Source organism: Cobetia sp. MM1IDA2H-1, from assembly GCF_002916775.2.
Classification (GTDB): Bacteria; Pseudomonadota; Gammaproteobacteria; order Pseudomonadales; family Halomonadaceae; genus Cobetia; species Cobetia marina.
Window position 1 is genome coordinate 1660791 of record NZ_CM133225.1, and the last position, 23545, is coordinate 1684335.

17 protein-coding genes are annotated in these 23545 nt (G+C 58.9%); 14 read left to right on the forward strand and 3 right to left on the reverse strand.

Annotation, left to right across the window (positions count from 1 at the left end; genetic code table 11):
• Positions 1 to 279 precede the first annotated feature (279 nt).
• From BOH68_RS07135 to BOH68_RS07170, 8 genes are all read left to right on the forward strand, one after another.
• Complete coding sequence (locus tag BOH68_RS07135; RefSeq protein WP_077377436.1) at positions 280 to 3111, forward strand: type VI secretion system Vgr family protein; 2832 nt, start codon at positions 280 to 282, stop codon at positions 3109 to 3111.
• Between the two features lie 421 nt (positions 3112 to 3532).
• Positions 3533 to 7921 carry an RHS repeat-associated core domain-containing protein gene (locus BOH68_RS07140; RefSeq protein ID WP_456821158.1) on the forward strand — a complete coding sequence of 1463 codons (4389 nt, stop codon included), beginning with the start codon at positions 3533 to 3535 and terminating at the stop codon, positions 7919 to 7921.
• A gap of 4 nt (positions 7922 to 7925) precedes the next feature.
• Positions 7926 to 8537, forward strand: a complete 612-nt coding sequence (locus tag BOH68_RS07145; protein WP_139345465.1) for a hypothetical protein — start codon at positions 7926 to 7928, stop codon at positions 8535 to 8537.
• A gap of 47 nt (positions 8538 to 8584) precedes the next feature.
• Entirely contained in the window at positions 8585 to 9292 is a 708-nt protein-coding gene (locus BOH68_RS07150) for an RHS repeat-associated core domain-containing protein (protein WP_077376938.1), read from the forward strand.
• Positions 9293 to 9374: 82 nt separating this feature from the next.
• On the forward strand, positions 9375 to 9761 hold the full coding sequence (locus tag BOH68_RS07155; protein WP_077376935.1) for a DUF2750 domain-containing protein: 387 nt from the start codon (positions 9375 to 9377) through the stop codon (positions 9759 to 9761).
• Positions 9762 to 9829: 68 nt separating this feature from the next.
• On the forward strand, positions 9830 to 11314 hold the full coding sequence (locus BOH68_RS07160; protein WP_170877437.1) for an RHS repeat-associated core domain-containing protein: 1485 nt from the start codon (positions 9830 to 9832) through the stop codon (positions 11312 to 11314).
• Between the two features lie 8 nt (positions 11315 to 11322).
• On the forward strand, positions 11323 to 11715 hold the full coding sequence (locus tag BOH68_RS07165) for a hypothetical protein (RefSeq protein ID WP_077376930.1): 393 nt from the start codon (positions 11323 to 11325) through the stop codon (positions 11713 to 11715).
• Positions 11716 to 11769: 54 nt separating this feature from the next.
• Positions 11770 to 12732, forward strand: coding sequence for an RHS repeat protein (locus BOH68_RS07170; RefSeq protein ID WP_077376927.1), 963 nt, complete (start codon positions 11770 to 11772; stop codon positions 12730 to 12732).
• A 126-nt stretch (positions 12733 to 12858) separates the two neighbouring features.
• Here the strand turns inward: BOH68_RS07170 and BOH68_RS07175 are convergent, their stop codons facing one another.
• Positions 12859 to 13557 carry a GNAT family N-acetyltransferase gene (locus tag BOH68_RS07175; RefSeq protein ID WP_077376924.1) on the reverse strand — a complete coding sequence of 233 codons (699 nt, stop codon included), beginning with the start codon at positions 13555 to 13557 and terminating at the stop codon, positions 12859 to 12861.
• A 404-nt stretch (positions 13558 to 13961) separates the two neighbouring features.
• Here BOH68_RS07175 and BOH68_RS07180 point away from each other — a divergent pair, with 404 nt between their 5' ends.
• From BOH68_RS07180 to BOH68_RS07195, 4 genes are read left to right on the forward strand one after another with little or no spacing between them, the layout of a single operon-like run.
• A complete protein-coding gene (locus tag BOH68_RS07180; RefSeq protein ID WP_219815819.1) occupies positions 13962 to 15521 on the forward strand; it encodes an ABC transporter substrate-binding protein in 1560 nt (519 codons plus the stop codon).
• The gene (locus tag BOH68_RS07185) at positions 15518 to 16444 is read left to right on the forward strand and encodes an ABC transporter permease (RefSeq protein WP_077376918.1); all 927 of its coding nucleotides are present in this window, start codon (positions 15518 to 15520) and stop codon (positions 16442 to 16444) included. Before BOH68_RS07180 ends, BOH68_RS07185 begins: the two co-directional genes overlap by 4 nt.
• Complete coding sequence (locus tag BOH68_RS07190; protein ID WP_077376915.1) at positions 16441 to 17358, forward strand: ABC transporter permease; 918 nt, start codon at positions 16441 to 16443, stop codon at positions 17356 to 17358. The genes BOH68_RS07185 and BOH68_RS07190 overlap by 4 nt, the downstream gene beginning before the upstream one ends.
• Entirely contained in the window at positions 17355 to 18872 is a 1518-nt protein-coding gene (locus tag BOH68_RS07195) for an ABC transporter ATP-binding protein (RefSeq protein WP_258038280.1), read from the forward strand. Before BOH68_RS07190 ends, BOH68_RS07195 begins: the two co-directional genes overlap by 4 nt.
• A 163-nt stretch (positions 18873 to 19035) precedes the next feature.
• Here BOH68_RS07195 and BOH68_RS07200 read toward each other — a convergent pair whose 3' ends face one another.
• Positions 19036 to 19575, reverse strand: a complete 540-nt coding sequence (locus BOH68_RS07200) for a TspO/MBR family protein (protein WP_077376912.1) — start codon at positions 19573 to 19575, stop codon at positions 19036 to 19038.
• An 89-nt stretch (positions 19576 to 19664) separates the two neighbouring features.
• Positions 19665 to 20558, reverse strand: a complete 894-nt coding sequence (rhtA, locus tag BOH68_RS07205; RefSeq protein ID WP_077376909.1) for a threonine/homoserine exporter RhtA — start codon at positions 20556 to 20558, stop codon at positions 19665 to 19667.
• A gap of 145 nt (positions 20559 to 20703) precedes the next feature.
• Here rhtA and BOH68_RS07210 point away from each other — a divergent pair, with 145 nt between their 5' ends.
• Positions 20704 to 21276 carry a helix-turn-helix domain-containing protein gene (locus BOH68_RS07210; protein ID WP_077376906.1) on the forward strand — a complete coding sequence of 191 codons (573 nt, stop codon included), beginning with the start codon at positions 20704 to 20706 and terminating at the stop codon, positions 21274 to 21276.
• A gap of 587 nt (positions 21277 to 21863) precedes the next feature.
• A complete protein-coding gene (locus BOH68_RS07215) occupies positions 21864 to 23309 on the forward strand; it encodes a Na+/H+ antiporter NhaC family protein (RefSeq protein WP_077376903.1) in 1446 nt (481 codons plus the stop codon).
• The last annotated feature ends 236 nt before the right edge of the window (positions 23310 to 23545 follow it).

The window sequence follows — 23545 nt, forward strand, 5'->3', positions numbered from 1 at the left end:
GAATGATATGGCGGTTAGTCGGATAGTCATGTGTGAGATGTTTCAACAACAGGTCTTGTGTCAGATGACATGGCTAGAAACTACCGGTTGCTTAGCCTCCATTGCTCTCTCTCGATCTGTTCGTGGGTCCTTCCCAATGTTCCAAGAGTGAGGTCATGAGGGTGTCTCGCCATTAACTAAATGAGCGTGATCCTATATGCTGTGCAACCTGATGGGAGCCAAGGACGGGCCTGTGCCATCAGCTCCTCGTCCATGAGAAAACTGCCAGGGATGCAGAACATGTCGGATTCATGGGGACTCGACGCTTTATTGTCGTCGTTTGATATCTCGCTGAGCCAGAACGAGCGCCTGCTCACGCTTGAGATGAGCGGCGCGGACTTCATTCCGCATCGCCTGGTGGGGGAAGAGCGCATGTCGCGTCCCTTCGCCTATACCCTCGACTGCATCTCCCAGAACGGTGATATCGAGCTCAAGACCCTGATGGCACAGCCGGCAGCGCTCTCGGTGCGTCAGGCCGATGGCAGTTACCGCAAGCTCTCGGGGCTGGTCGAGTCCGCCGCGCTGCTCGGCGAGGACGGCGGCGTCTTCTATTACCAGCTGACGCTAGTGCCGTGGATGGCGATGCTCAAGCTCGGTCGCGACAGCCGCATCTTCCAGGATCTCACCGCAGTTGAGGTCATCGAGTCGGTGTTCTCGAATCACGCCATCGCGCAAGGTGAAGCCCAGGGCGGCTGGCGGCTGGACCTGCGTCGCGAGTATCCGCCGCGCAGCTACTGCGTGCAGTACCGCGAGAGCGACTTCCAGTTCGTCAATCGCCTGATGGAGCAGGAAGGGCTGTTCTACTACTTCGAGCATGCCGCTGACGACAGCGACTTTAATGGTCATCGCCTTGTCATCACCGATGATGTCGCGACCTGCGCGCCGGTCGAGCCACAAGTCATCCGCTTCCACCGTCAGGATGCCACCGAACTGGAAGACTCCATCACCCAGTGGAGCGGCCGCCGTCAGCAGCAGCCGACTCGCGTTAGCCTCGGGACGTTTGATTACAAGCAACCGGGCCTGGAGAAGCGCTCCGGTCAGGACACGCGCAGCGATCAGGGCAACCTCAGCGAGCAGGAAGTCTACGACTACCCCGGCGAGTACTATTTTGATGATTACTCGCGCGGCGAGCGCCTGACCGTCAATCGCCTCGAGGCGCATGAATCCCGCGCCAAGCGCTTTTATGGTGCCGGCGGTGTCCGACAGTTGATGGTCGGCCGCTGGTTCGAACTCAGCCAGAACGCTCGCCATGAAGACGGCGATTCCAGTGAGCGTGAATTCCTCGTACTGAGCCTGACCATCTGCGCCGAGAACGCACTGCCGGTCTCCGCGCACCTCAAGGCGTTGCCGGGCAGCCTGCAGACACGCATGGCCGAGGCGCGCAAGGCGCATGGTCTTGAGAGTGATGCACAGGACGATTACGCCGATGTCGGCACCGGCCAGTACCTGATCGACTTCGAATCTCAGCGTCTCAGTCAGCCGTATCGTCCGTCGCTCGATCATCCGCGCCCGAACCTCGGTGGCCCGCAGACCGCAATCGTCGTCGGCCCCGAGAACGAAGAGATCCACACCGATTCACTCAACCGCGTGCGCGTCCAGTTCCACTGGGACCGCAGCGAGAAGGGGGCGGCCGATGCCAGCTGCTGGCTACGTGTCGCCCAGCCCAACGCCGGCGCTGGCTGGGGCAGCGTGTTCGTGCCGCGTATCGGCCAGGAAGTCATCGTCGACTTCCTCGAGGGTGACGCCGACCGTCCGCTGATCACTGGACGCGTCTACAACGGCGATCAGACGCCTGAGTGGCACTCCAACGGTCTGCTCTCCGGCCTCAAGAGCAAGACCTACCGCGGCAACAAGTACAACGAGCTGGTGTTCGACGATGCGACGGATCAGGAGCGCGTGCGCCTGAATTCGGAGCACGAGAAGTCTCAGCTCAACCTCGGCTATCTGATCCATCAGCAAGGCAATACGCGCGGCAGCTTCCGTGGTACCGGCTTCGAATTGCGCTCGGACGCCTATGGGGCAATCCGTGCCAATGGTGGCTTGCTATTGACCAGTTGGGGGCAGATCGCCGCCAGTGGTGAACAGCTCGACCTCACTCCAGAGCAGCAGCAGTTGGCCAGCGCGCATCAGCTCTCCAACACACTCAGTGACAGCGCTACCAGCCACAATGCGGAAGCACTCGAGTCGCGTGACAACCTCAAGCAGGCCAGTGAGGATACTCAAGGGACTGGTGGCGCGGCAGACAGCGGCAGCAATTTCGATGGCAGCTCCGCCTCCAGCGCCAGCGCAGGTGGGCGTGGGGAAGCTACCCGTCTCGATGCCCCCTGGCTGCATGTCAGCTCGCCGGCGGGTATCGCACTGAGTACGCCGGAATCGACCCATCTGGCGCAGGGCAAGTCACTCAGCATCACCAGCGGTGAAGACATCAATCTAGCCACCGGCCGCAGCCTGATCGCCTCGCTCTCCGAGAAGTTCTCGCTGTTCGTGCAGCGCGCCGGCATCAAGCTGTTCGCCGCCAAGGGCAAGGTGGAAGTGCAGGCGCAGAGTGATGCGATGGACCTGACGGCGGAAAAGGACGTCACCATCACGTCGGTGGATGATGTGGTCACCATCGCGGCGGCCCAGGAGATAGCCGTGGTCTGCCAGGGCGCTTACGTGCGGATCAAGGATGGCAATATCGAATTGCATGCGCCCGGCAAGGTGGAGTTGAAGGGGGCACAGCACAGCTTTGGTGGGCCCGCGAGCCAGTCGTACTCCTTGGCGAACCTGCCAGAAACCTCGCCGTCGAACATGGACCTTCTGCATACCTACGCCAATGATGAGCCAGTGCCCGGTGCAGCCTATCGTGCCACCTTCGCCGATGGCACCGTACGCTCTGGCGTATTGGATTCACAAGGACGCGCTTCATTGACGGATGTGCCATCACCGAGTGCGCAGGTCGAGTACTTCAACGACCCGCACGATATCGGGCTGGAATCTCAAAAGTGGAGCAAGAAGCGCGCTCAGGGGCCGGATATTTCGGCACTGGCGGGACGCCAGGCGTCAACGGATACTCCGACCAACCAAGGGTGACAGGGATAGCACCATGAGCGAGTTCGACAATGACCAGCAGCAACTCCCGGTGGAGCTTGTGGATCGCGCCACCGCGATGCGGGTGGTGACCTCCGATCCTTCTGCCGAGCCTGTATCCCCCGCCGTGGATATCCAGACGGAGCCGGAAGACAGCACGATGCTGGATATCGTGATTCAAGCGGCTTACATGGTGCCGGTACTGGGCAACGTGATGGCGGTGGGCGATGTCGCGCGCGATATCGTGGAGCTGTGTGACGACAGTTCCGAGGGTGAGCCGAATCATGTCAACCCTTGGCTGTGGGCCATTCTGGTCATCGATGCCATCGGGATCATCCCGGCGGCAGGGAACGCTTCGCGCCCTGTCCGAGTTGCCTCGCGGGAAGCGATTCTGGCCTTCATTCGCGGCGAAGGCATTGCCATCGTGGCGCAACTGCTCTGGAACAATGCCGGTGGTGACGCCATCGAATTTGTCTCGAAGATGCAGGGTTGGCTGAAAGAGCAGCAGCCACTGTTGCGTCGCTTTGCCTCCAGTATCATCGGCGGTATCGAAAAGTTGGTGGCTGACCCGGTAGACGGTGCTGAACAGCTGAAACTCATCGAGGAGAATCCGTCCTGGTGGGAAGTAGACGAGCATGGCAAGCGTATAGTCCTGCAAACATTTGATGCACTGGTACATCGGTTTGGTGAAGACCAGCGGCAACAATTGCTGGGGTCTCTTCGTCAATTGAAGGGCGTGACGGACAAGATGATCGTGGTGGCGATCGATAACCTGATGCCGGTGCTTATCGCACTAGGTAGTGCTCTGATCGCCAGGCGCAACAAGTCAGGTCGTGTGGATCATCAAGGTCACGCTGTGGCAGGTGCAAGCAACCACAGTCAGCGTGGCGCTCAGAAACGACAATCCACCACTGATGAACGCCAACCCAGTGATACGCCTGCCGGCTGTGCCTGTGGCTTGGCCACCAGTGCAAGGCAAAGTCCAAACCCCATCGATTACGCCATGGGTGATGAGAATCTGTGGCAGACCGACTTCCGCGTAGCGGGTCTGATCGATGTCGAATGGACACGCTACTATCGCTCCAGCATTGACGCACTGGATGACAGTGAGCTCGGCGCCCGCTGGAGTTCGCCCTATCACATGCGCTTCGAGCAGCGCGCGACAGGGCTGGTATTTGTCGATGGCTTGAATCGCGCGTTGGCGCTTGAACCGATTGCCATCGGTGAGCAACGCTTTCTGACACGCGAAAGCATGACGCTGGCGCATCCTGAGTCTGATAGTTACACCCTGACGTATCTGGATGGCAGCGTGGAGCGCTATCAGCGCATCGGTGATGCCAGCGATTCTGGCGCGACTCACTATCGCCTCGTCGAACAGCGTGAGCGTGATGGCCGTGCGTTGACGCTTTCCTATCAGCAGGGTCGTCTTGCCTCCATCACGGATGGTGCCGAGCTCGAACTGCGTTTTCTCTATTCCCATGCGGGACTGCTCGAGTGCATCCTGCGTCACTATCCCTCCCTCGAGAGTGGCGCTACTCGACATGAGCCGGAAGTGCTCGCGCGATATGCGCACGATGACGCAGGCAATCTGGTATCCCATCGCAATGCGCGGGATTATCAACGTGAATATCAGTACACGCATCATCTTCTGACGCGCTATACCAATCTCAATGGTGTCGGGGTCAACCTGACCTGGGACTGGCCGGGCAAGGCAGAGGGCGCGTTGCCTATCGCTCGCGAGGCACGTTGCGTACGCAACACGCTGGACGATGGCAGCGAAGACACACGCTTCGAATATCACCGTGAGCTCTGGTACACCAAGGTGACCGATGCTCAGGGTGTCGTCTCGATCTATCGCTACAACTTTGATAACTACATCGAGTCGATCACACGCCCCCATCATCCTGAACTGGGTAGTGAATACTGGCAGTGGGATGCAGAGATGCGCCTTGTCGCGCATACCGATGGCGAAGGGCGCATGACGCGCTACCGCTATGACGCCCAGGGCCGGATGACAGCGGTGACTGACCCGCTGGGCCTGACCACCTTGGTGGAATACAACCGTCAGGGGCTGCCCACCAAGGTGACGGACCCTGAGGGGCGTGTTCGCGAAACACGTTTTGATCCACGCGGGCTGCCCGTGGAAGAGGTTGCCCCGACAGGGCGCAAGACCACCTTCAAGCACAATGCCCAAGGGCTGCTCGAGGCCATGACGGACGCCGCGGGCAATACCTATCGTTATGAATGGAATTCCCAGGGCCTGTTGCTCAGCGCCAGCGACTGCTCGAACAAGACGACCCACTATCACTATGATCATCGTGGGCATATCAGTGAGGTCGTCGACGCGGCGGATCAGCGAACTCGCTATCAACTGGATATCGCTGGCCTGCCAGCCTCCATTCGTCACGCAGATGGGGCGACCGAGACCTTTACCCACGATGGTGAAGGCAACCTGACGCGCCATGTTGATCCCGCAGGGCACCAGACGCGCTATCGCTATAACGCCAAGCATCAACCGATCGAGCGGCGTGATCCTTTGGGGCAGACGCTCAGCTATCACTATGATCCGCTGCTGCGGCTCAAGCAGCTGGTCAATCAGAACGGTGATTACTGGGACTTCCACTATGACGGTGGCAGTCGATTGATTCGTGAGCGTGGCTTTGATGGCCGCACCAAGCAGTATCGCTATGATGGCGCAGGCAGCCTGGAATCCTTGAAGGAAGGTGAGCAGATCACTCAGTTTGCGCGTGATCCGCTGGGACGTCTGTTATCTCGACAGACAGAATTACCGGGGCAGCTACCGCTCAAGACGACTTTCGGGTATGACCCGCTGGGCAGGCTGATACGTGCAGCCAATGATGCCAGCGAGACACGCTTCTACTTTGACGATGCCGATAACCTGATCGCGGAATCCCAGCAGCATCATCTGCCCAACGGCCATCAGATGAGTGCGGTGACGCGCCATACCCACGATGCGCTGGGCAATCGCGAGACCACCACGCTACCGGATGGTCAGCAGATCAGCTGGCTGCGTTATGGCTCCGGTCATGTGCTGTCGATGGCGTTGGACAATGAAGAATTGCTCGGCTTCGAACGGGATGACCTGCACCGTGAAGTGCGTCGTCATCAGCGTGGGCGTGAGACGACGTCGCAGTATGATCCGGTCGGGCGTCTGATTGCCCAGCACAGTCAACTGCAGCAGCGTTCCCCGCAGGGGGCGCTGATACAGGGGACGGCGGCGCAGAGCGCTCGATCAGCCATCAAACGCCGCTGGCAGTACGCGGATAATGGCTTGCTGACGGCGACCGATGACAGCCTGCGCGGCACTACGCGTTATGGTTATGATGCCTTGGGTCGTTTGCGCCAAGCCGTTTCGCCGCTGCGCGAAGAGCACTTCGCGTTTGATCCGGCGGGGAATCTGGTTGAATCGGATCGTCAAGGTGCTGATGCCAGTGACAGTACGCAAGCGACTCGCTGGACGCAGGAGCGCCCGCGTGACGGCCTGGATCACACGCCTGAATCGCGCGTACGTGTCGATTTCCCCAATGCGCCCAAGCTCTATTCCGCGATGGGCAATCTGCTCAAACGCCATGCTGGCACCCACTATCACTACGACACTTATGGCAATCTGACGCGCCGCATCGAGCCCAATGGCCAGACATGGCATTATCAGTACGACGCTGAACACCGCATGGTCGAAGCCAGCCGCTACGCCCAGGCGCCCGCGGCAGGGGATAACGCAACCCCTCTAACTCACGCGCGCTATGCCTACGACAGCATGGGCCGACGCATCTGGAAGCAGGTGACGCAGCAGGGCAACGCCCCAGAGCTGACCGTCTTCACCTGGGATGGCGATCTTTTACAAAGCGAAGAGAGATACCAAGGCCATCTGCCTGGCATGGCCCATGCGCCGTTGCTGGAATTGGAGGTTGAAGATCCGAGCCGCTCCTACTCGACGCCCATCGCACAGCGCCAGCACACGCTTGGCCATCTAGCGAATGTCGTGCCGCAGCGCCGCGTGAGCTACCTGTTTGAAGCCAATAGCTTCATCCCCGCCGCGAAGCTGGAAATGCGCTTTGAGGCGATGGAACAACAGACGGGCACTGGCCAGTCTCACCATACTGGTTATCAGCCTTTAACGGCTGAGCTTTATTACTTCCAGACCGACCACCTCGGCACACCGCTGGAAGTCGCCGACAGCGAAGGCAACCTCGTCTGGGTAGGCCAATACCGTGCCTGGGGCCAGCTCGAACGCGCGAAAGATGGCAACGGCGAACTCGCCAGCACTGACAATCCGCTGCGCTTCCAGGGCCAATACCACGATGAAGAAACCGGCCTTCACTACAACCGCTTCCGTTACTATGATCCCGCAGTAGGGCGCTTCACGACTCAAGACCCCATCGGTTTGATGGGCGGCGAGAACCTGTATCAATACGCGCCCAATCCGACAGGATGGGTGGATCCGCTGGGGCTGAGTAATGAAGTCGTAAGTACCTCAAATCGATCACAAGCTCTACGTAAAGCTCAGCAACATGCTCAAGTGCCTAGAGTATCCAAGGGAGGTGAGGAGATTGACTTACAAGAGTTGAATCCAAATAGTCGTGGAAAGAATTGCGCATGTTTACAAACTAATGGTGTTAAATCTTTAGGTAGACGTGACCCTAGAGAGTCAAGTAATCAGAGAGAGTTCTTTGATCATCCAGATGGACATCCAGATCTGACCGGTCCGGATCAACCTGATCATCATGATTCTCCCCATGTACATGCTGTAAATAATCAAGGTCAGTCTAAGATTTTTACATATCCGAGGTGATAAAGTGGATAAAGTTTTTGTTTACAAAGAGCGTTTTGATGAGCTTTCAAAGCACTCTCATGATGCTATTTCTATGCTGCCGGCTTTGAAGGACGATCAGTTTGCGTTTATCGTTGCGCAAAATAGTCAAGGGGATTTTGGGTTTAATAAATCTGAAGATTTACTAGCAGTATCATCATCACTCCTCAATCGAGCACGTAGAGTCGATATTGACGATCGAAATCTCATAAAGTTCAATTTTTTTCCAGGCAGTATATATATAAAATCCAAAAAAAACGATAACTATCTTATCGAAGAACTCGATAGTTATAAAAAGGTAAAAGAAAAAAGAAAAAAGAATAAGTTGTACAGTAAATACGGAAAACCTTTGATTGAAATCGAAGAAAATGAAATTACTAGTTTTTTCGATGGTGATTTGATCACTAAATCAATTTTTTCTAATTTAATGAGCCATGCGGAGTATATATTTTTCTTGTATACTTCTACGGAGTATGGGCGAGATACATTTTATGTATGTGCTCGAGATCTTGATTTTTTTTGGAAGGATTTTGAAAATAGTACAAAGGAAGTAGAAGTAAAATTGGTCAATAAGTATACAGACGTACCATATACATAATTTAACGCCTGCAGCAATAGCATATATGTATCCATCTAGCGAATGTCGTGTCGCAGCGCCGCGTGAGCTATCTGTTTGAAGCCAACAGCTTCATCCCCGCCGCGAAGCTGGAAGCGCGCTTTGAGGCAATTGAACAACAGACCGGCACTGGCCAGTCTGGCGATACCCGCTATCAGCCCTCAGCGGCTGAGCTTTATTACTTCCAGACAGACCATCTCGGCACACCACTGGAAGTCGCCGATAGCGATGGCAACCTCGTCTGGGTGGGGCAATACCGTGCCTGGGGCCAGCTCGAACGCGCGAAAGACGGCAACGGCGAGCGTGCCAGCACTGACAATCCGCTGCGCTTCCAGGGCCAGTACCACGATGAAGAAACCGGCCTTCACTACAACCGATTCCGCTACTATGATCCCGCAGTAGGGCGCTTCACGACTCAAGATCCCATCGGCTTGATGGGTGGAGAGAACCTGTATCAGTACGCGCCCAACCCGACAGAGTGGGTGGATCCGCTGGGGTTGTCTCCGGGGCGGAGTGGGAAACAAGCTAGATTGCGAGAAATAGGCTTAGATCCTAAGCAGCCTTCCCATGTGCGCGGTTGGATTGAGCAAGAGCAGAATTCTATTGTAAATGGAACGCGTAGGAATATTCGTAATCCTCCTGGTTATCAGTTAGCCCACAGGAGAGGATATGAAGCTAAAAAAGGTTTTGGGTATGAATACGCTGAACCACAACACACTGATTTACATAGATTGTAGCATCGATATGATGATCGTGGACGAGCAAATAGTAAGTATGCATGTGGTCGATGTTTTTTAATTGAAAAAGATTGAGGTTGTTATGAGTATTCAATCCAAAGAGCTAGATTTTCTCTCAAAAAAAACTTCAACAGATCGTTATATATATACGGTCAAGAAAATCGCAGATTTTGAAGAAGGTTGGGGTCTTTATTGCAACGGATGGGCGCTCACAGGAGCTGATGGCAATGAGTACTTTCCTATATGGCCATCTAAAGAAGCAGCTATGAACTGTGCTGTAGAGCATTGGTCTGAATATAAGCCGAAATCTATTTCTGTAGACTATTTGATGGAAGAACTACTGCCAATGCTTACGGAAGACAATGTTAAAATTGCTATTTTTATGCTTGAAAATACACCAGACACTGCTACAAAAAAGTCTTGCGAATTCCAGATAGATCTCAGTGCTGAACTGGAAAAATATGAGTAATTACTCAATTACATTGCCTTCGATAAAATAGATACTGCTATTATGTTCGGCGCTATGGCTATGATGCCTTGGGTCGTTTGCGCCAAGCTGTTTCGCCGCTGCGGGAAGAGCACTTCGCGTTTGATCCGGCCGGTAATCTGGTCGAATCGGATCGTCAGGGTGCTGATAACAGTGACGGCACGCAAGCGACTCGCTGGACGCAGGAGCGTCCGCGTGACGACCTGGATCACACGCCTGAATCGCGGGTACGTGTCGACTTCCCCAATGCGCCCAAGCTCTCTTCCGCGATGGGCAACCTGCTCAAACGCTATGCTGGCACGCACTATCACTACGATACCTATGGCAATCTGACACGCCGCATCGAGCCCAATGGCCAGACATGGCATTATCAGTACGATGCCGAGCACCGTATGGTCGAGGCCAGCCATTACGCCCAGGCGCCAGCAGCAGGCGACAACGCGGTAGCTTTGACCCACGCGTGCTATGCCTACGACAGCATGGGCCGGCGTATCTGGAAGCAGGTAACACAGCAGGGCAATGCCCCAGAGCTGACCGTCTTCACCTGGGATGGCGATCTTTTACAAAGCGAAGAGAAATACCAGGGCTATCTGCCTGGCATGGCCCATACGCCATTGCTGACATTGGATGTCGAAGACCCGTCTCGCTCCTACTCGACGCCTATCGCGCAGCGCCAGCACACGCTTGGCCATCTAGCGAATGTTATCCCGCTGCGCCGCGTGAGCTATCTGTTCGAAGCCAACGGCTTCATCCCCGCCGCGAAGCTGGACACACGCTTTGAGGCAATCGAACAGCAGACGGGCACTGGCCAGTCTGGCTATACCCGCTATCAGCCCTTGGCAGCCGAGCTTTACTACTTCCAGACCGATCACCTTGGCACACCACTGGAAGTCGCTGATAGCGATGGCAACCTCGTCTGGGTTGGACAATACCGTGCCTGGGGCCAGCTCGAACGCGCAAAAGACGGAAACGGCGAACTCGCCAGTACCGACAATCCGCTGCGCTTCCAGGGCCAGTACCACGATGAAGAAACCGGCCTTCACTACAACCGGTTCCGCTACTATGATCCTGCAGTAGGGCGCTTCACGACTCAAGACCCTATCGGTTTGATGGGTGGAGAGAACCTGTATCAGTACGCGCCCAATCCGACAGGATGGGTGGATCCGCTGGGGTTGAGTAAATGCTGTAATGATAAGAATAAAAAAACAAGCTATGAAGGAGTAAGCAGGAGAGATGCATTAAGGCAAGCCAAACGGGATGCTGGGATTCCAAATTCTCAAGATCCTTCTGTCGAGTATGCCTATCTAAAAGATGGAAGCGGAAGCAAAATTCTGAATGATGATGGCTCTCCTGTTATGACAAGAGAATACCATTACAATACTAATAATGGTGATCCTGTGATTATTCAAGAACATAGTTTAGGACACGAGAAGGCTGTGCCTTTGCGTGGCGCAGAGCCACATTTTAACTTGAGGCCAAGCGATAACCCTACTACTGGAAGTGTTATGAATTATCATGGGCACTACAAATTCTAGGAGTACTTATGGATTTGTTGGATTTGGTGGAAAAGAATATTTTCCTTAATAAATTGTTTAAAGATGGTATTACTAAGTCGGTGAAAATTGCCAAGCTAGATTTAGCAAAAGACGGACGATCTGAAATGAACGTGCATATTACTCAAGAGCCCTCAATTGAAGTGAAAAAGTGGGGTGTGTGGGGTAAGCATTACAATACGATTAATCTAGTTCTATCTGGAGGTTCTGTAGTTGATGTGGAAGTAAAGAATTGGGATAAATTAGTTTTTTGTGATTTAATGATTAAAAAAGAAGGCAATCTCTTTTATCTTTCACAAGAGGACGAAAATAGTCATATCAGGCTATCATGCGATGGCTTTCTTTTCAAAGAGATCAGAGTTCATTGGAATGATGAAGCTTAATCTGGTGTTTCTTGTATCTAAAAATTTTGTATGCAGAAAAATTAGCATGATCGAATGCAATGGCTGAGTGAAACACTTTTACTCAGTCCTGCTCTTTTTAGTAGTTCAGTACAATGCTTATCTCATGAAAAGATACTGGCAAATCAGGCCAATGAGAACAGCGAAACACGCTTCTACTTTGACGATACCGATAACCTGATAGCGGAATCCCAGCAGCATCATCTGCCCAACGGCCATCAGGTGAGTGCGGTGATGCGCCATATTCACGATGCGCTGGGTAATCGCGAGACTACCACGCTACCGGATGGTCAGCAGATCAGCTGGCTACGCTATGGCTCCGGTCATGTGCTCTCGATGGCGTTGGATAATGAGGAATTGCTCGGCTTCGATCGGGATGACCTGCACCGTGAAGTGCGCCGCCATCAGCGCGGGCGTGAGACGACACCGCAGTATGATCCGGTCGGGCGTCTTATCGCCCAGCACAGTCAACTGCAGCAGCGTTCCCCGCAAGGTGCGCTGATACAGGAGACGGCGGCGCAGAGCGCTCGATCAGCCATCAAACGCCGCTGGCAGTACGCGGACAATGGCTTGCTGACAGCCACGGACGACAGTCTGCGCGGCACTACACGCTACGGCTATGATGCTCTGGGTCGTCTGCGTCAGGCTGTCTCGCCGCTGCGGGAAGAGCACTTCGCGTTTGATCCGGCCGGTAATCTGGTCGAATCGGTTCGCCAGGGGAGTGATGCCAGTGACAGTACGCAAGCGACCCGTTGGATGCAGGAGCGCCCGCGCGACGACCTGGACCATACGCCTGAATCGCGCGTACGCATCGACTTCCCCAATGCGCCCAAGCTCTCTTCTGCGATGGGCGACCTGCTCAAACGCTATGCTGGTATGCACTATCACTACGACACCTATGGTTGGCATTATCAGTACGACGCCGAGCATCGTATGGTCGAGGTTAGCTGTAGGGGGCCGGACGATCGAATACGGCAATCAATCGCTGTTGAATATTGAAAAGGGAATCCAGGGAACAGGAGCAAGTGCTATCCATGGGAAGTGAAGCTTCCGCCAGATACGACAATGCCCGGTCATAGGACCGGGCATTGTCGTATCTGGCGGAAATCGCGCACGGGAAATCGCCTAATGATGCGCGATGTTCCGCGCGGCCGGAGGGGACTGTCGCTTGCGCTTGGGGGTGATCGTCAAGGCGTCTTCCTCGGTAAGGTCGTCGATGATTTTGTCGAGAGGCGCATTGCCCGACAGGGGCGTGGGCGCATGATCATCCCGCGGGGAGAGCATCGGCGCTGTCTGGAAGGAGAGAGGTCTTTCCAGCGCCATGATGCTGCCACTGCGCGTCGGAGTGCACTGCTCATTGACCAGGGTGAAGCCGTGGCGCTGGTAGAGCGCCAATGCCGGGCTGTCGGAGAAGACTCTCAGGCGCAGCGCGCGCGGGCAGGGCTGGGCGCCCGGGGATAGCTCGGAGGCGCGGTCTTTCATCAGCGACTGGCCGTACTCCTGTTCGGTTGCCAGCTGGATCAACCAGTTCAGGCAGGCGGAGCCGACGCCGCGACCTTGCCAATGTGGCACCAGTTGCAGATCGCGAAGATACAGAATATCCGGCAGGGCCTTGAGGCTGATGAAGCCGACCCACTCGCCATTGATGCGTATCGCGTAGTTCTCGTTGTCTCGCCAGCGCTCGCTGAACAGCTCCTCGTCCCAGCTCATGCCATGCCGTTTGTAGGTCGCGAGCATGTTGCCGCAGCATAGTCGCCGTGCTGCGGCGCTCAGATAGCTGCTGCAAGCCGAATCGCTGATAGGGGTAATGCTGAGATCATCCATGATCCTGTCGCTTATTGTTGAGGGTAGGGGCACAGATGCGCGAACTGATGACTATGCGTCCCTGATAGCGGAGCAGTCGGTTAGCGCATACTAATGTAATTTGCCATCTATCATCGGATGTTGGATTGCCGCTGACAAGTGAATGCCTGTCCAGTACTTGTCCAGCGCTTCTCAAGTGCCTCTCAAGTACCTTTCAAGTATTTGTCCAGCTTTGCCCGGGCGCAGAAGGGAAGTCGAGAGTTGCCAAAACGTAATGGTTACACTATAACATTGCGTTTTTTTGTTGGCCGGCGCCGGTTGCGCGCCGGCATCCATGCTCTTGCTCGGGACGCGCGATATCGATGGTCAATTTGCTCTCAAGGCTTCGGCGGCAATACCGAACCTTCCTTCACGATCGCAGCCAGTTGGCCGTCGCCAGCGTCGCGCTGGGCATGGCCGTGGTGCAGTCCAGCCATGCGCAAGATGCCTCAGCGGCGCAGGCATCGGCGGCTGACACACGGCGTCTGGAGATCGTCGCACCCTTCGATATCAAGGGGGCGGACCCGCTGCTCAGCGGTATCCTTTTCCAGCGCATGCAGGTCGTCGAGACACTGGTCGAGGTGGACGCCACGGGGGAGCTGCAGCCGGGGTTGGCCACCGATTGGGAGGTCTCGGATGACGGCTTGAAGTGGCGCTTCACGCTCCGCTCCGGCGTGCAGTTCCATGATGGCAGCCGTCTGGATGCCGAAGTCGCGCGTCAGAGTCTCGAGATCGCACGTGCCAAGCCGGGCATCCTGAAGTCAGTGCCGATCGAGCGGATCGTCGCTGAGGATGACCAGACGCTGGTGATTGCCCTCGACGAGCCCTTCGCCGCGTTGCCCGCCTATCTGGCCGATTATCGCCAGCAGATTCTGGCACCCAAGTCCTTCGATGAGTCAGGTACTGCCCAGCAGGTCATCGGTACCGGCCCTTTTCGCATGCTGCGCATGAAGCCGCCGCTGAGCCTGGAAGTCGCCGCCTTCGAGGACTACTGGGGCCCGCAGCCAAAGGTGCGCCAGGCGCGCTATCAGGCGGTGAGCCGCGCCGAGGGCAGGGCATTGATCGCCGAGAGCGGAGATGCCGACTTCACCTATGGGCTGGACCCCGCCAGTCGTCAGCGTCTCTCCCAGTCACCGCGCGTGACATTGGCGGCGGCTGCGACGCCGCGCACGATGCTGCTTAAGGTCAACGCCAATCACCCGGCCTTCCAGGACCCGGATGTGCGGCGCGCATTGAGCCTGGCGATCGATCGCACCGCCATCGCGCAGGTGGTGCTGCGTTACCCGCGCGGGGCCAGTCAGCTATTCCCGCCGATGGTGGAAGGCTGGCATGACCCCGCGCTGCCCGAGCTGCATCAGGACGTCGCCGAAGCGCGCGCGCTGCTGGATGCCGCTGGCTGGAAGGTCGCGGAGGATGGCGTTCGTCAAAAGGACGGTCAGCGCCTCGCGATCAGCCTGATCACCTTCTCGGACCGACCGGAGCTGCCGCTGGTCGCCACGGTGCTGGAGCGCCAGTTCCACGCCATCGGCATCCAGACGCGTCTGGACATCACCAACTTCTCGGCGATTCCGGCCGGCCACCACGACGGCAGCCTCGACATGGCGCTGTTCGCGCGCAATCTTGCCATGGTGCCGGACCCCATCGGCAACGTGCTGAGCGATTACGCGGGAACGCCTGAATCCCCCGGTGGCGACTGGGGCGCGATGGGCTGGTTCGATGCGAACTTCACCGCAGAGCTTGAGCGCATGGCCCGCGAGGGCTATGGACCCACCCCCGAAGGTGACGACCCGCGTGCCCGGGCCAGCGGCGTGATCCAGCAGGCATTACCCGTGATCCCCATCGCCTGGTACTACCAGAATCTGGCGATCTCCAATCGACTGCAAAGCGCTCAGGTAGACCCCTGGGAGCGTAGTTTCGGCCTTTCAGAATTGCGGTGGGTACAATGAATATCCCTTCACGTCTGTTGCAGCTATTGATGGTGGTGCTGATGGTTGGCGGCGCCAGCTATCTGATGATGCAGAGTCTGCCCGGCGATGCCGCCTGGCGCATCGCGGCCGGTCGCTATGGTTATGACGCGTTGGATGCGGCCGCTGCGGCCTCAGTACGCGCCGAACTGGGCCTCGAGGCACAGGGCGGCATGCACTTCCTTTACTGGTTGGGCGACATCCTGCGCCTGGAGCTTGGCACCTCGCTGATTTCCGGGGAATCGGTATGGGTAGAGATTCGTCATCAGCTGGGCAACTCCCTGTCGCTCGCCGGCGCGGCGCTGGGTATCTCGCTGTTGATCGGCCCGCCGCTGGGGTTGCTGGCCGGTCTGCGTGCCGGTGGCTGGCTCGATCGCAGCTTGCTGGCCGTCTGCAGTCTGCTGCGCGCCACGCCGCAGTTCCTGCTGGCGTTGGTGCTGATCCTGCTGATCTCGGTGGAGATGGGCCTGCTGCCGGCCGCCGGTCACGGTGAGCCGCAGCACTTCATCCTGCCGGCGATGACGCTGGCGCTCGGGCTGGCAGCCGTATCGGCACGCCTGGCACGCGATGCCATGGCCGCCGTCACCCAGACGGCCTTTCATGATTTCGCGCGCTGGAAGGGCCTCAGCAATGCGCAGACCTTCTGGCGTCACGGTCTGCGCCATGTGGCCTTGCCGCTGGTGACCTATCTGGGACTGCAGTTCGTGACCCTGGTGGAAGGGGTGGTGGTGATCGAGAGCATCTTCGGCTGGCCGGGCATCGGCCATGCGCTGGTGCACGCCATCTTCTCGCGCGATGTGCCGATGGTGCAGGGCACCGCCCTGGTGCTGGGCGTCGGTTTTGTCGTGATCAATCTGCTGGTCGATCTGCTGGGTCGCCAACTGGACCCACGGGGTGTGAAATGAATCAGGTGGTGGAAGGGCTTGCGCCGCAGCGCGTGGACGCCGTGCGTCATCCACGTCTTGACTGGCCATTGCGTCGGGTGATCGGGGCCGCAATTGTCGCGAGTCTCGTGCTGCTGGCTCTGCTGGGCAATTTGGTGATACCGGGGGACCCGCTGGAACAGCATCTCTATCGTGCGCTGCAGGGCGCGGACGCCGTCGGTGTCTCTGATGCCGGTGAGGTGATCACCAGCGCCCCGCTGGGCTATGACCATCTGGGGCGCTCCCTGTATCACCGTCTGGTGGCGGCGCTCGGGCTGTCGCTGTCCATCGCTGCGGGGGCGGTGATTCTGGCGGCGTTTTCAGGCATCTCGCTGGGCCTGCTGGCCGCGGGACGCGGTGGCTGGGCCGAGCGTCTGTTGAGCCTGGTGTCTGACAGCCTGCTGGCATTGCCGGGGCTGCTGCTGGTGCTGATGGTCAGCGTCATCCTGCCGTCGACGCCGCTGGCATTGTGGTTGGGCCTGTCGCTGGTGCTGTGGGTGGAATTCTTCCGCCTGGCACGTGCCACCGGTCGCAGCGTGCTGGCGAGTCCCGGCGTCGAGGCCAGCCGTCTGCTGGGCTTCGGGGCCTGGTACCGTTTTCGTCATCACCTGTGGCCGGAAATGGCCCCCGTGATGATGACAGCGATGGCCTTCGGCATGGCCAACGCCCTGATGGCGATTGCCGCGCTGGGCTTCGTGCACGTCGGCATTCCGGAGCCCACGCCGGAGCTGGGCACCATGATGGTCGAGCTGTTGCCGTACTGGCGTGAGGCGCCGTTCGCACTGCTGACGCCGGTGCTGGTCACCTTCCTGCTGTTGCTGGGGCTGTTGCTGATGTCCGGCAGCAAGGCCAGAACGTCAACCGCCGCAGACACCCTCGAAGGAGCGCGCCCATGAATGTCGCGACAATGACCACGCCTGCCTCTCACACGCGGCTTGGGGCAACGGCGGATGATGTGGTGCTGAGCGCCGAGGACGTGAGCGTGCGGGTCCAGGGTGCGCAGACGGCGCTGCTTGAGCCTGTCTCGCTTGCGCTCAAGGCGGGAGAGCCGCTGGTGGTGATCGGTGAGACGGGGTCCGGCAAGAGTCTGCTGGCTCAGGCTCTGCTGGGCACGCTGCCCTCGGAGCTTGTGGCCTCCGGCAGCCTGTGGCTGGACGGAGAGCAATATCCTCTGCATACACCGGAAAACCGTCGCCCTCTCTGGGGCCGCCGCCTGGCGGTATTGCCCCAGGAACCCTGGCTGGCGCTGGACCCGCTGATGAAGGTGATTCGTCAGGTCGGTGAAGCATATCGTCTGGTCGCGGGGCGTTCGGCGCAGGCCTCCCACGCGGCCGCGCGCATCGATCTGGAGCAGCTGGGTGTCGCCGCCGCCAGCGAGCAGCTGCCGGGCAAGCTGTCCGGCGGCATGGCGCAACGTGTGGCCTTTGCCGCCGCCCGCGCCGGCGGCGCGCCGCTGTTGATCGCCGATGAGCCGACCAAGGGGCTGGACGCCGCCCGCGTCAGCGAGATCGGCGAGCTGCTGCTCAAGTCACTGGCCGAGACACCGTGTGCCGGCTTGATGGTCATCACCCATGACATGGCACTGGCGCACCAGATCGGCGGCCGCCTGATGGTGATACGCAGGGGGCAGGTGATCGAGCAGGGCGCTACGCGTGACGTGCTGGCCGCGCCGACACATGCCTATACCCGACGCCTGGTGAATGCCGCGCCTCAGGCCTGGCCGGAGGCTCCCTTCAAGCCGACAGCCGACAGTGCGAGCCGTGATGGCAAGGTGGCAGGCGAGCCCATCATCCGCGCCGAGAATCTGACCATCGCGCGCGGGGACACCTCGCTGCTGCGTGACGTGGAACTCAGCGTGAAGGGCGGTGAGATCATCGGCATCCAAGGCGCTTCAGGCTGTGGCAAGTCATCGCTGGGCGATGCGCTGCTCGGCCTGTTGGCTCCGTATTCAGGGAAAGTGGTGCGCAGCGCCGAGATGCTTGAGTATCAGAAGCTCTATCAGGACCCCGTGGCGACCTTCCCGCCACGCCGGACACTGGGCCGCCTGCTGAAGGATCTCAGCGCACGCCATCGTCTCGATGACAGCCAGCTTGCGCAGCTGATGGCGCAACTGAGTCTGGCGCCGGAATTGCTCTCGCGTCTGCCGGGGCAGGTCTCGGGTGGCGAGCTGCAACGTTTTGCGCTGTTGCGCCTGATGCTGATCAAGCCGCGCTTCGTGTTCGCCGATGAGCCGACCTCACGTCTCGATCCGCTGGTCCAGCAGGAGGTGATCGCCTGCATGGTGAAGATGGTGCGGGAGCAGGGTACGGCGCTGGTGCTGGTCAGTCATGATGCGGCGCTGCTGCGCAAGGTCGCGGATCGCGTGCTGGTGGTGGAGGAAGGTCGCTTGAAGGCGCGTCAGCAGCTCTGATCACTCATCAGAGCCCATGGCGGCAGGGTCGCGACAGCAAGAGGACGATTCAAAAGACAGTGCTTCATATGCCAACGCCCGGCCGAGACTCCTGCAGAGTGTCGGCCGGGCGTTGGCGTATCTGGTGTGTTCGTCAGGGCGAGAGGCTCACGGTGCGCAGCGCTCAGCTCCCCAGCAAGGCGGGATTGGCTTGCCAGACGGACCAGGTCAGCGCACTGGCCAGCGTCACCCATGCCAGATAGGGCAGCATCAACAGCCCGGCGAAGCGATTGATGCGCCAGAAAGTGAACATGGTGATGGCGATCAGCGTCCACAGCACCAGCACATCGATGAAGGCCGCCTGACCGAGATGCCAGGCAAAGAACAGCCAGCTCCACAGGGCATTGACGATCAGTTGCACCACGAAGAGTCCGAGCGCCAGACGATGGCGCGAGCGGAAACCGTTGCTGGCATGCAGACCGTCGCGCGCGACCCGCCAGGCGGCGAGTGCCATCATCACGAAGAGCGCCGTCCAGACTGGTCCGAAGGCGCCTGCCGGAGGTGCCCATGCGGGCTGGGTGAGGCTTGCGTAGAAGGCCTTGGCATCTACCGAAGCCAGTGCACCGATGGCGGCAGTGAGAAAGCTCAGCCCGAACCAGATTCCCATCTGCACGGTGGCGCGCAGGGCGGTGGGGGGTGAGGACGGTGAACGCTGCAAGGTCATCGGCTGCCTCCTGCTTTCATGGGACGTGATGAAGGAAAGAACGATATACCACGCTGGGCCATGAGAAACGACCATGTCTCACACGTTGTTCAGTCCGGTATCGGGGCGTCGAAGACGTCCGTGCGGCGACCGGTCAGCGTCGTGCCAACCGAGGCGGTGATCACCAGTCCAATGGCAAGCCATTGAAGTAGGCCCAGTGTCTGGCCGAGGAACAGTAGCCCGGACAGCGCCGCCACGGCCGGCTCCAGACTCATCAGGGTGCCGAAGGTATGAGTGGGCAGGCGCGGTAGAGCGATCATCTCGAGCGTATAGGGCAGGGCGGTCGAGAGCACGGCGACGGCCAAGGCCAGCGGCAATATCTCGAGTGAGAACATGGCGCTGCCCGCCTCCATCACGCCGATGGGTGCGACCACCATCGCCGCGATCGTGATGCCCAACGCAGCACTCTGAGTACCGTTGCCTGCCCCGGCCTTCTGGCCGAACAGGATGTAGAGCGCCCAGCACACGCCGGCGCCGAGGGCGAAGGCGGCACCGACGGGGTCGATCGGCGCAGCGGTGTCCTCGCCCAGCAACAACAGCAGTACCAGTCCGATGATGGCCAGCGCGACCCAGCCCAGGTCGAGCCAACGACGCGAGCTCAATAATGCCACGGCCAGCGGGCCGGTGAATTCCAGTGCCACAGCGATGCCCAGCGGTACCGTCTTGAGAGCCTGGTAGAACAGCAGGTTCATCACGCCCAGTGCCACGCCGTAGATGGTGATGGACTTCCAGGCCTTGCGCGTCACCGGCTTGCGCCACGGGCGCAGAATGGCCAGCAGCAGACTCGAGGCGATGATCAGACGAATCGCCGTCGCGCCCGCCGCGCCGATCATCGGGAACAGGGAAGTGGCCAGCGAAGCACCGCTCTGGATCGAGCACATGGCGACCAGCAGCATGGCGACGGGCCACAGACGAGAAGAGGAGGCTGCGACAGCAACGGACATGGGGGTCTCCTTGAGTGATCCAGTGGGTGATGGGCATGGTCAGTCAGCAACACATGCGGCATGATTCGTGGACAATGAGGTAGCAAGGGAAGAGGCGGGCCGGGCGTTATGCCCCCACTTCCTCGTCGTCGGCAAGATTGTACGGATGCGCATTATATTGCACAACGAAAATCAGAGACCTGATGTACTGGTTCACGTCGCGGCCAACGTCCGCCGCCTGCGGCTGGCGGCCGAGCTGAGCCAGCAGGCACTCGCGGATCAGGCCGAGATCAGTCGGCGGATGCTGGTGAACATCGAGAAGGGTGACGTCAATGTGAGCCTCGGCACGCTCGACAAGCTCGCCGAGGCGCTCGGGGTGCTCTTCTACGCGCTGGTGCAGCCCCCGGAAAGCGAGGATTCGGCACGTATCAATGAGGTGGCCTGGGTCGGGAAGGCACCTGAGAGCCGAGCCGTACTGCTGGCCAGCAAGCCGGCCACACAGGAAGTCGAGTTATGGAGCTGGACTCTGGCCCCCGGCGAGCGTTACGACTCCGCCCCGGATGATGCCGGCTGGCACGAGATGCTGGTGGTCACCCAGGGAGAGCTGACATTGACGCTGGAACGCGAGGACATCGTCATTCGCGCCGGCGATTTTCATGTCTATCCCAGTGACCAGGCTTATGCCTACCGCAACACCGGCACTGACATGCTGCGCTTCATTCGCAATGTGATGCATTGATTGCCCGCTGACTCATCGGTTGATGAAGGCGGCGCAGAGGATTAAGGCGTGCCCCTTTATCGAGCACCTGCCGATCACACACGCTAGCGTTTTCGCGCGGCGCTGGCGTCAGTCCTGGCTTCACCCACGATCATCATCCCAGCGTTGCATTTGTCCGCATACGCCCCTGCAAGCCTTTGCAGGGGCAGGTATTTAGGCGCGTGTCGAGTTACATGTAGAGCCGTGTTCTGCCTCTAGGCCCCGGCCCGACGAGCTTTCGCAGCTGACACCTCTCGCCAAGACTGTCTCTCACCAAGACTCTTTCTCTCTAACACTTCCTTGTGGCAACGCTGATTGATGCGGCAGCACCCTGACAGATCACTGGTCTGTCATTGCTTTGGTATGTGAAATTACTGATTTTCTAATATTTGGCAGAGAGATTGCTTGGTCATGTGCAAAAGTAATCGTTTGCCACCGATTTTGGCATTGGTCGTCACGCAAGTGGTTCGCATAGCCTGTGGCTATCTGGCGGGGGCTTGGGCCGTCATGTGCAGGCCCGCCAGGTAGGGAGACTCCAATAACAAGACTCGAGTGTGAGGGACAGGAATATGCAGCAACAGGACACGAATGAATTGGTGTTTCGGGGTGGTGTGGTGGGCGCCCTGGTGCCGCTGATGGTGCTGGTGGCGGGGCTGATCTACCTCTCGGTATTCGAGCGTGCGGGCACCCAGCCTTTCTGGGCCTGCGCTTGGCTGGCGATGGGGGTCGGGCTCTTTCTGTGTCGTGATCGCTCGGCCTACTGCGAGAGCCTGCTGCGTGGCATGGGCAATCACACCGCGACCGCCATCATTGCCCTATGGCTGCTCGCCGGGGTATTCGGCAAGCTGATGATGGCAGGCGGGCTCATCGATGGCCTGCAATGGATTGGTGCCTCGATGGGCGCCACGGGTGGCGTCTTCGTGGTGCTCGCCTTCGCCATCTGCATGGTGTTCTCGCTGGGCACCGGTACCAGCGTGGGCACTGTCATCGGTCTTGGCCCCGTGCTGTATCCGGCCGGTGTGATGCTGGGCGCAGACCCGACGATGCTGGCAGTGGCGCTGCTCTCGGGTGCTGCCTTTGGTGACAATCTTTCGCCAGTCTCGGATACCACCATCGTGTCGTCCTTCACCCAAGGGGCGCAGGTCGCGGATGTCATTCGCACGCGTCTGCCGCTGGCACTGTCCGCGGCTGCCATTTGCGTGGTGATTTTCCTGGTGGCAGGTGGCAGCAAGGCGGCGCTGACCGAAGTGCCTGCGCTGGCATCAGGAAATGCGCTCGGCCTTGTCATGCTGTTGCCTCTGGCCGTGGTGGTCGGGCTGGCCCTCAAGCGCCGCCATATCATCGAGGCGATGTTCTTCGGCAATCTGGTCGCCATGCTCTGTGCTCTCGTGATCGGCGCCATCAGTCTGGGCGATATCTTTGCGCTGCCGGCACAGCGCGGTGAAAGCACCGGCTTGATCGAGAACGGCATCGCCTCGGTGACCGGCGCCGTGCTGTTCGCCCTGATGGTACTGGCACTGACGCAGGTGATTCTGGATGCTGGTCTGATGCGTCGTCTGCTCGACAAGGCCAATGACAGCTTGATCACGTCGCGTACGGGGGCCGAGACAGGCATCGTGGCGGTGACAGTCGCGGCGTCTATACCGCTGTCCGCCAATGCGCCGGCACTGTTGCTGGTCGGCCCCGGGCTGGTGCGCAAGCTGGCCGAGAAGTTCGGGATCGCGCCGGAACGCAGTGCCAACCTGATGGATTGCGCCGTCTGCACGGTCTTCTTCCTGCTGCCCTGGCATATCGCGGTGGCAGTCTGGCAGCAGGTGATCACTGCCAGTGCCACCGAGGCGGGCGTCGCGGCGCCGAGTGCCATGGCGTCCTTCTTCACCCCTTACCCCTGGGCGATGCTGGTGGTGCTGGCCATCTCCATTACCTGGCGTGCACGCAGCTCTCGCAAGCAGGGCGCAGCCGTTGGAGGCGGCAATCACGAGGCGGTGCTGGCGGCGCCGGCCAAGGAAGTGTGAGCCGTACACCGATGACATGCGCGTGGTTCAGCGTCATGAGGTGCGATGATTGATGCGAACCCAACGCCCCGCGAGATTCCTGCCTAATGGAGTCTCGCGGGGCGTTGTGGATTCTGGCAGATGCTTTTCTGCTTCTGTCTCAGTTTCAGGGTGCGTCCCTGAGGCTGTTTCTGGCCGTGGACTTGAGACAGCCTGTCACAAGGCGGCGTTCATTGCCCCGAACTCAATCCAGCCTG

What these genes read in the sequence shown, in the direction of transcription:
- BOH68_RS07135 (WP_077377436.1), top strand. Translation starts at nt 280, where the DNA reads ATGTCGGATTCATGGGGACTCGACGCTTTATTGTCGTCGTTTGATATC.
- BOH68_RS07155 (WP_077376935.1), top strand. Translation starts at nt 9,375, where the DNA reads ATGAGTATTCAATCCAAAGAGCTAGATTTTCTCTCAAAAAAAACTTCA.
- BOH68_RS07165 (WP_077376930.1), top strand. Translation starts at nt 11,323, where the DNA reads ATGGATTTGTTGGATTTGGTGGAAAAGAATATTTTCCTTAATAAATTG.
- BOH68_RS07170 (WP_077376927.1), top strand. Translation starts at nt 11,770, where the DNA reads ATGCAATGGCTGAGTGAAACACTTTTACTCAGTCCTGCTCTTTTTAGT.
- BOH68_RS07175 (WP_077376924.1), bottom strand. Translation starts at nt 13,557, where the DNA reads ATGGATGATCTCAGCATTACCCCTATCAGCGATTCGGCTTGCAGCAGC.
- BOH68_RS07185 (WP_077376918.1), top strand. Translation starts at nt 15,518, where the DNA reads ATGAATATCCCTTCACGTCTGTTGCAGCTATTGATGGTGGTGCTGATG.
- BOH68_RS07190 (WP_077376915.1), top strand. Translation starts at nt 16,441, where the DNA reads ATGAATCAGGTGGTGGAAGGGCTTGCGCCGCAGCGCGTGGACGCCGTG.
- BOH68_RS07195 (WP_258038280.1), top strand. Translation starts at nt 17,355, where the DNA reads ATGAATGTCGCGACAATGACCACGCCTGCCTCTCACACGCGGCTTGGG.
- BOH68_RS07200 (WP_077376912.1), bottom strand. Translation starts at nt 19,575, where the DNA reads ATGACCTTGCAGCGTTCACCGTCCTCACCCCCCACCGCCCTGCGCGCC.
- rhtA (WP_077376909.1), bottom strand. Translation starts at nt 20,558, where the DNA reads ATGTCCGTTGCTGTCGCAGCCTCCTCTTCTCGTCTGTGGCCCGTCGCC.
- BOH68_RS07210 (WP_077376906.1), top strand. Translation starts at nt 20,704, where the DNA reads ATGCGCATTATATTGCACAACGAAAATCAGAGACCTGATGTACTGGTT.
- BOH68_RS07215 (WP_077376903.1), top strand. Translation starts at nt 21,864, where the DNA reads ATGCAGCAACAGGACACGAATGAATTGGTGTTTCGGGGTGGTGTGGTG.